This window comes from Mesorhizobium sp. M2A.F.Ca.ET.067.02.1.1, from assembly GCF_004023285.1.
Classification (GTDB): Bacteria; Pseudomonadota; Alphaproteobacteria; order Rhizobiales; family Rhizobiaceae; genus Mesorhizobium.
Genome location: NZ_RZSB01000257.1, coordinates 1 through 7,460, shown reverse-complemented (window position 1 = coordinate 7,460; position 7,460 = coordinate 1). Strand labels below are relative to the sequence as shown.

At 65.2% G+C, this 7,460-nt stretch carries 7 protein-coding genes; 3 read left to right on the top strand and 4 right to left on the bottom strand.

Going from position 1 to position 7,460, the window contains the following annotated elements; all coding sequences use genetic code 11:
• The coding region (locus EOA28_RS18260) for a substrate-binding domain-containing protein (protein ID WP_128315121.1) at positions 1-815 on the top strand (815 nt) is incomplete at its 5' end.
• A 144-nt stretch (positions 816-959) separates the two neighbouring features.
• Positions 960-2,306, top strand: coding sequence for an FAD-binding oxidoreductase (locus EOA28_RS18255; protein ID WP_126079918.1), 1,347 nt, complete (start codon positions 960-962; stop codon positions 2,304-2,306).
• 265 nt (positions 2,307-2,571) lie between these two features.
• Here EOA28_RS18255 and EOA28_RS18250 read toward each other — a convergent pair whose 3' ends face one another.
• A complete protein-coding gene (locus EOA28_RS18250) occupies positions 2,572-3,618 on the bottom strand; it encodes an aldo/keto reductase (protein WP_126079917.1) in 1,047 nt (348 codons plus the stop codon).
• 39 nt (positions 3,619-3,657) lie between these two features.
• Between EOA28_RS18250 and EOA28_RS18245 the strand changes: the two genes are divergently transcribed.
• Complete coding sequence (locus tag EOA28_RS18245) at positions 3,658-4,350, top strand: TetR/AcrR family transcriptional regulator (RefSeq protein WP_245463142.1); 693 nt, start codon at positions 3,658-3,660, stop codon at positions 4,348-4,350.
• A 57-nt stretch (positions 4,351-4,407) separates the two neighbouring features.
• On the opposite strand, the gene EOA28_RS18240 is transcribed toward EOA28_RS18245, so the two are convergent.
• Genes EOA28_RS18240 through EOA28_RS18230 form a run of 3 tightly spaced genes read right to left on the bottom strand, consistent with a single transcriptional unit; the run spans position 4,408 to position 7,128 of the window.
• Complete coding sequence (locus EOA28_RS18240; RefSeq protein ID WP_245463143.1) at positions 4,408-5,910, bottom strand: S8 family serine peptidase; 1,503 nt, start codon at positions 5,908-5,910, stop codon at positions 4,408-4,410.
• The gene (locus EOA28_RS18235; protein WP_127252606.1) at positions 5,900-6,565 is read right to left on the bottom strand and encodes an anti-sigma factor; all 666 of its coding nucleotides are present in this window, start codon (positions 6,563-6,565) and stop codon (positions 5,900-5,902) included. The genes EOA28_RS18240 and EOA28_RS18235 overlap by 11 nt, the downstream gene beginning before the upstream one ends.
• Positions 6,562-7,128, bottom strand: coding sequence for a sigma-70 family RNA polymerase sigma factor (locus EOA28_RS18230; protein WP_127252605.1), 567 nt, complete (start codon positions 7,126-7,128; stop codon positions 6,562-6,564). The genes EOA28_RS18235 and EOA28_RS18230 overlap by 4 nt, the downstream gene beginning before the upstream one ends.
• Positions 7,129-7,460: the final 332 nt, after the last annotated feature.

Sequence of the window (7,460 nt, the reverse complement as noted above, 5' to 3'; positions counted from 1 at the left end):
CCGTCGACATCGATCCGCATTTCGTCGAATTCCTCTCCGGCCTCGGCGACTATGCCCGGTCGCACGAACTCGACCTGGTGCTGTCGCCCGCTGATGCCGACGATGAGGAGACCACCTACCGCCGCATCGTCGCCAACCGGCAGGTCGACGCCGTCTACATCTCCTCGCCGCGTCCGGCCGACCGGCGGCTGGCCCTGGTCAATACGCTGGGCATACCCTTCATTGCCCATGGCCGCAGCGAAGGTTTGGATTTCGATTATCCCTATCTCGACATCGACAATGAGGGCGCCTTCCACGAGGCGGCGCGGCTGCTGCTTCAGCTCGGCCACAAGCGCCTGGCGCTGATCAACGGCAATGAGCGCGAGACCTTCGCCATCCACCGCGAGCGCGGCATGCGCCGGGCGCTTGTCGCGAGCGGGATGACGCTCGGCGAGCGTCTCATCCGCTCGGTGACCATGACCGAGGAAAACGGTTATCGCGCCGCCCGCCGCCTGCTTGAGGACAGTGAGCCGCCGACGGCGATCGTCTGCTCCAGTCTGATCATGGCGCTGGGCGTCGTGCGCGCCGTGCGCGATCTTGGCCTGACGATACCGGGCGACCTGTCGCTGATCGCCCATGACGACGTCTTCCCATGGCTGCGGCCGGAAAATTTCCCGGTGCCTTTGTCGACGACGCGCTCCTCGATCCGCCTTGCCGGCGCGCGCGTCGCCGAGCGGCTGGCGGCGCGCATATCGGGACTGGAAGAGGGCGCGCGCGGCGAGGTGTGGCCGGTGGATCTGGTGGTGCGGGGATCGGTGGCAGGGGCGCCGGTCTAGGGCAGGATCCAACAGCCTAGCCAGCCGCCGCCTTTCGGGCTGTTTTTACCTCGTGGGACAACGATCCGCCTTCGCCTGCTCCTGATCTTGGACGGCAACAACCGGTAAGCCTGGACCGTCAACCGATCCTTCAGGGTGCGCCATTTGCCCACATTCCCGTTCACCGAAGCGGATCCAATCCAGTACCCTGGGCCGCCGCCGAAGACTTCGGAAGTGATGATCGTCGGTGGCGGTGTCATCGGCGTAACGACGGCGCTTTTCCTTGCCGCCCGCAACATTCCGGTGACGCTGCTGGAAAAGGGCCGCGTCGCTGCCGAGCAGTCCTCGCGAAATTGGGGCTGGATCAGAAAGCAGGGACGGGACGCGGACGAACTGCCGATCGTTATCGAGGCTATCCGCCTGTGGCGGCAACTGGCCGACGAAAGCGGCGAGGACATCGGGCTCACCCAGACAGGCGTGACCTATCTGGCCAACACCGAAAAGGACATGGCCGGCTTCGAAGCGTTCATGAAGATCGCCGCGATCCATGGGCTCGACACACGTCTCCTGGATGCGGACGAAACCGCGAAGCTCATCACCGGCATGTCGCGCAGATTCAAGGGCGCGATGACGACGCCCTCCGACATGCGCGCGGAACCCTGGCTGGCGGTGCCGGCGCTGGCCCGGCTTGCCGCGCGAAAAGGCGCCAGGATCGTCGAGAATTGCGCGGCGCGCACCCTCGACATCGAGGCCGGCAGGATCAGGGGCGTGTGGACCGAGGCGGGATATATCGAGACCTCCACCGTGCTGGTCGCGGGCGGCGCCTGGTCGTCCCTGTTCCTGGCGCGGCACGGCGTGTCCATCCCCCAGCTCAGCGTCCGGGTAACCGTAGCCGCGACCGAGCCCTTGCCCGAGATCTATGCAGGCGCGGCCGCCGACGACCACATCGCTTTCCGGCGCAGACAGGACGGCGGATACACGCTCGCCGGCGGCGGCAGCCATTTGCTTTACCTCGGGCCTGACGCATTTCGGCATGCCACCAAATATATCCCCGCCCTCAGGAACGATCCGTTCGGAGCGCGCTATTTCCCGTTCGCGCCGTCAGGCTACCCGGACGGCTGGTCGACGCCGCGCGATTGGGCGCCGGATGAAGAGAGTCCCTTCGAGAGAATGCGGGTGCTCAACCCGGCCCCCGAACCGGCCCGGCTGCGCGCGACAGAGCGCAATTTCAAACAGCTTTTTCCCCAGTTCGAGAAAGCGCGCTTGAAGGTCGGCTGGGGCGGCATGATCGACGCCATGCCCGATGTCGTCCCTGTCGTCGATCGGGTCCAGGCGATCGGCGGTCTCTTCGTGGCGACCGGAATGAGCGGCCACGGCTTCGGCATCGGGCCCGGCATGGGCCGCGTCGTCTCCGACATGATCCAGGGAAACGACACCGGCCACGACCTCAGCCGCTTCCGGCTGCCGCGCTTCTATGACGGAAGCCCGGTACGGTTGGGTCCGGCTCTGTAAGCGCATGTGGCCGAGGATCAATCCTTGGCAGCCTCCGCCGCCTTATTTCAAGCAGGCCGTAGCCGTCGCAGGTTGTCCCTGATGACGTCTTCCCGGGGCCGCGGCTGGAGAATTCCAGGTGCCGCTGTCCGCCTCGTGCTCCGGCTCGCCGGCGCGCGGCGTGTCGCCAAGGGTGTCTGGCGGCGCGCATCTGGTGGTGCGAGGGTCAGTGGCTGGGGGCGCCGGCCCGGGAATCCAAGCCGGCGCGGAGGCGCTGGCGGATACCTCAGGCGACTGCTTCGGCCGGCGCGTCGAAGCGGTCGGCCTTGCCACCCGTGAAGCCCTGCCTGGTCTCGGGATCATTGAGCACCGTGTAGGGGAAGATCGGTCGCGTCGCGCTCACCTCATCAAGGCGTGCAATTTGCTCCGGCGACAACGTTACTTTTGCCGCAGCCAGGTTGTTTTCGAGCTGAGCCAGCGTGCGTGGTCCGATGATCGGGAGCGAGCCCTTGGCCGCAACCCAGGCGATGGCGATTTCACTGGGCGTGACTCCGGCGTCCTTCGCAACCGCGATCAGGGTGTCGAGGATGGCAGTACGCTGCGCGGAATCTTCGGCTTGGAATACCCTGCCGCCGAAACCCTCCGCGCGGCCTTTCTCGCCTTTGCGGTACTTTCCGGTCAACATGCCGCCGCCAAGCGGTGACCAGGCCACGATGCCGAGGCCGAGCGCTTGCCCTGCAGGCAGGAGTTCCAGTTCGGTCGTTCGCTCGACGAGGCTGTGCTCCACCTGAAGACCTGCAATAGGGGCGGCTCCGCGCAATTCCGCAATGGTGACGGCCCTCGCCGCCCGCCAGGCGGGAAAGTCGGAAAGACCCGCATAAAGGATCTTGCCGGCCTGGACTAGATCGTCAAAGCCGCGCACGACTTCTTCGACCGGGGTGACTCCGTCCGACATGTGAGCCCAATAGAGATCGATGCGATCGGTTTTGAGCCGCCTGAGGCTCGCCTCGACCGATGAGACCATGGCCTTGCGGCTATTGCCCGTGACCAGAATACCGGCCGCGGGGTCCGTCCGCATGGTGAATTTGGTGGCCAACACGAAATCGTCGCGCCGCCCAGCCAGCAGATCGCCCAGGATTTCCTCGGATTGACCGAACTGATAGCCGTTGGCCGTATCGATGAAGTTGCCGCCGGCGTCCGCATAGGCGTCGAAGATGCGACGGGCCTCCTCGGGCTCAGCGCCATGTCCCCAGCCCGTCCCGAAGCTACCGGTCCCGAGCACCAGTTCGGAGACCCGAAGTCCCGTGTGCTTCCCGAAAAGTCTGTAACGCATGCCTGTTTCTCCATTGGTTGCGATCGCAATCAAAAAGCGATGTCCGGCATCTATTTGACTTTGGTGGCGATCGCAACTAAAAAATTCGTGACATTGGTCTGGAAGCTGGAAATGCGTGTTTCGAAGGAAAAAGCTGCGGAGAACCGGCACGCTCTGTTGCAGGCGGCGAGCAGGCTGTTCCGTAAACGGGGAATAGACGGCGTCGGCGTAGCGGAAGTCGCCAAGGAGGCCGGACTGACGCATGGAGCGCTCTATGCACATTTCTCGTCGAAGGATGAGCTGGCGGCGGCTGCGTTTTCCCATGGCTTCGCGGGAAACATGGCTGATACCCGGGCTTGGGCGGGTGATCGCAGTCCCACCTTCGAGGAATACCTCGCTGGATATCTTTCAGCGGATATGCGCGACAGAGTCGAGACGGCTTGTCCGATGGCCGCTTCCGCAAGTGAAGTTGGGCGGCAGGACAGCGCCGTCAGCGCCAGCTTTACGCGTGCATTTGAGGAAATGGCAGCGACGCTTCAACGTTCGCTTGAGACGACGATTCCCGCGTCTGAGAGACGCCGTCTCGCCGTTGCTGCCGTCGCTGCCGAAATCGGCGCTATCGCAGCATCTCGCGCCATCGCAAAAACAGATGTGGCGCTGGCGGACGAGGTGCTTCGGGCCGTTCGGGAGACGCTCGGCCTTGCTCACAAAGCACAAGCAACTGGCGTCGAGCAGGCCGCCGCATCAGTATAAGCGCGGTATCGGGAACCCGGCAGCCAATTTATTGACGGGCCTGCCACCTTAAACTCACTACTTCGCCGCCTCGGCCGCCTTTGTATCGATCAACCCATAACCAAAGTCATTGTCCCGCCCCTTGGGCCCGAGATCCTTCGCCGTTGCCGCCAGTGCCTTCTCGATATCGTCGGCCGAGCGTTTCGGCGCGGCGTGGATCAGATTGGCGATGGCGCCGGACACGATCGCGGCGGCGAAGGATGTGCCGGTCACCACGTCGGAGCCGGCGCCGCTCGGCGCCACCATCTCGACGCCCGGCGCCGAGATGAAGACATAGGCGCCGCGATTGGCCTGCGGCATCAGTCCGTCCTTGGCGTCGGTGGCGGTCACCGCGATCACGCCGTCGAAGGCGGCCGGGTAGCCATAGGGCGCCTTCGGGCCGTTGTTGCCGGCGGCCGCCACCAGCACCATGCCCAGTGCTCGCGCGTTGCGGCAGGCGGTGCCGAGCAGGTCGTTCTTCGGGCCGACGAAGCTCATATTGATGATGCGCACATTCTGCTCAGCCGCCCAGTCGAGCGCCGACAGGATGACGTCCATGGTCGACTTGCCGCCCTCGAAGGCGCGCGCGTGATAGATCTTGGCGCCCGGCGCCATGCCTTCCAGCGGCCCGACGCCAGCGATCAGCCCGTCGACCGAGGTGCCGTGGTCGCGCTTCTCGATCGGCACGTGGGGCATGGCGTCATATTGGTCAGCAATGACGCCCTTAAGCGCCGGGTTGGTGTCGTCGATGCCGGTGTCGATGACGGCGACCCGCACATTCTCGCCGCTCGCCTGTTTTGAATCGAGCGCGATGCGGTCGAAGGCATAGTTCACGATGCCGGCCGCCTGTTGCAGCGTGTAGATATGGTTCGGCTCGCGCCGTTGTGTGCGGCCGTCGGCGGCAAGCTGCGCCAGCACCACGCCGACGGGCCGCCCGTCGGTGATGCCGAAGCGCACCAACGTCGAACCAAGCAGCCGCGACTGGCGCTGCGAGCGCACCTGCAAGCCGAAGGAATTGGCGATCTGCTGAACCACGCCGGCATCGCCGTCGACCGTCACCAGCACCTCGTCGGGCACGAATTCGCCGGCGACGGCGCGCGGCGGCTCCGCCAGGTTGAGGCCTTGCGGCACGGTGACCGGACCGCTCGGCGCCGGAGCGGGTGGCGGGGTGTTGCCGGAACCATTCGATGACGATGCGCCGTTGGACGGCGCCGGCATTTGCGGGGCAGCGCCTGCCGGTGGGTTCGGAAAGAGATCGACGATCAGCGCCGGCAGGAACACCGCGCCGCTCGCAGTGCCTGGCGTTCCTTCGCCATTCTTGGCGCCGCCGTCCTTGTCGCAGTCGCTGCCTGCCGTTGTCGTGCGGTTCAGGCAGTCCACCTGCTTCTGCGTCAGATTGGGATCGTTGGTCTGCGCGAACGCAGGCGCGGCGACAAAAGCCGCCGCCGCAAGGAGCGCCGCACGAAGAATGATCCTTGGTCCCGACGCAATTCCGGACGGAAAACCGCGGCGCACTTTTCCTGGAATTGCCTTAGCCGCCATCGGCCGGTTTCCTTCCCTGGATCACAGTATCCGCGAAAGGCTGGGCGGCAACAAGGCCGACGAGCCTGTCGTAGTCGGCCGCCGTGCTGGCCGGGATGGTCAGGTGGAACACGTCGTCGGCGGTCGGTCCGCCGGCGATTTTCAGTCCGTTCTGGCCGAGGAAGGCGGCGATCTCGGCCATCTTGGCATCCGGCTTGAACTTGACCAGGGCGAAAGGCAGCTTCGCCAGATCGTCCTCGGCGCCGGCCACCTCGAAATCGTTGCCCTTGCCGCCCGGCCGTTCGAAGGACTGCACGATGACCAACGCCAGCAGCGCAGCGGCCGCCGCCCAGGCGACGCCGGCCGGCATCGCCGTCACCCGGCCGAAGACTTTCGCCAGCCAGGATTGGCCGGGCGCGCGCACGGGGCCGGTCTCGGCGTCGAGCGTCCTGGTAAAACGGCTGAGTGCATCGGCTGGCGGGCGGATCGCCTCGTTGGCGGCGGCGGTGCCGGAGAATTCGGCTTCCGCTTCACCAAGGGCGGCCATCGCCGCCGGATCGGTGGCCAGCCATTCCTCGACGGCCTCCAGCTCGGCGCCTTCCAGCGAGCCGTTCAGATAGAACGGCAGCAGCGTCTCCATCTCGTCGCGGCGCGACATCTTTTCAGCGGCGCTCATGGCCACCCCCTGTCGTAACCGGCGGCCTTGAGGGCTTCGCCGAGTTTCTTGCGGGCGTAGAACATTCTGGTCTTGACGGTCGCGACTGGAATGCCGAGCACCTCGGCAATCTCGGTCACCGACTGGCCATGGTAATAGGCAAGGTCGATCACCGTGCGATGTTCTTCGGCCAGGGCATCGACGAAACGGCGCAAGGCGGCGGCCTTGTCTTCCTTCATGGTGACGACTTCCGGCGTGTCGGCGCTGTCGGGGACCTGCGCCGCGTCATCGTCGTCGACCCAGTCTTCCTTCTTCTTGCGCAGCGAAGACAGCGCCTTGAAGCGGGCGATGCCGAGCAGCCAGGTCGAGACTTCAGAGCGGCCCTCGAAGCCGGGCGCCTGCTTCCACAGCTCCAGAAAAACCTCGTTTGCGATATCGTCGGCCATCATTTCCGATCCCGTCTGGCGCGCCACGAAGCGGTAGATCCGCGCGTGGTGACGCATGAACAGGAGCCGAACGGCGGCCCGGTCGCCCTTCGCGACCCGGTCTACAAGCGCGCGATCGGTTTCCGTCGCCGCATTCATGGCCGGTCGAGCCGCCTGGCTCCTCGAAGCTCTGTCGCTGATCGGTCCAAAAAGGTTCACCCTCCGCCAAGGATTTTCGGAGGCTAACCGAAGAAACGGAGCGTTGCCAGAGGCGCGAGGTTTCCCCTTCTCCCCTTGTGGGGGCTTTGCACGGAACTGAGTTGGTGATTCCGTATGTCCGGCATGAAGGGGAGATGATTCGGATGTCGATCGCGTGCTTGGACAACTGAGCCTTGCGGATGGGCTGGTGTGGTCGGATGTGACGGAGCTTGACCAGATCTCGCGAGTGATCGACTGGGTGCCGATCAAGGCGCTTCTTGGTCAGCGCAGCG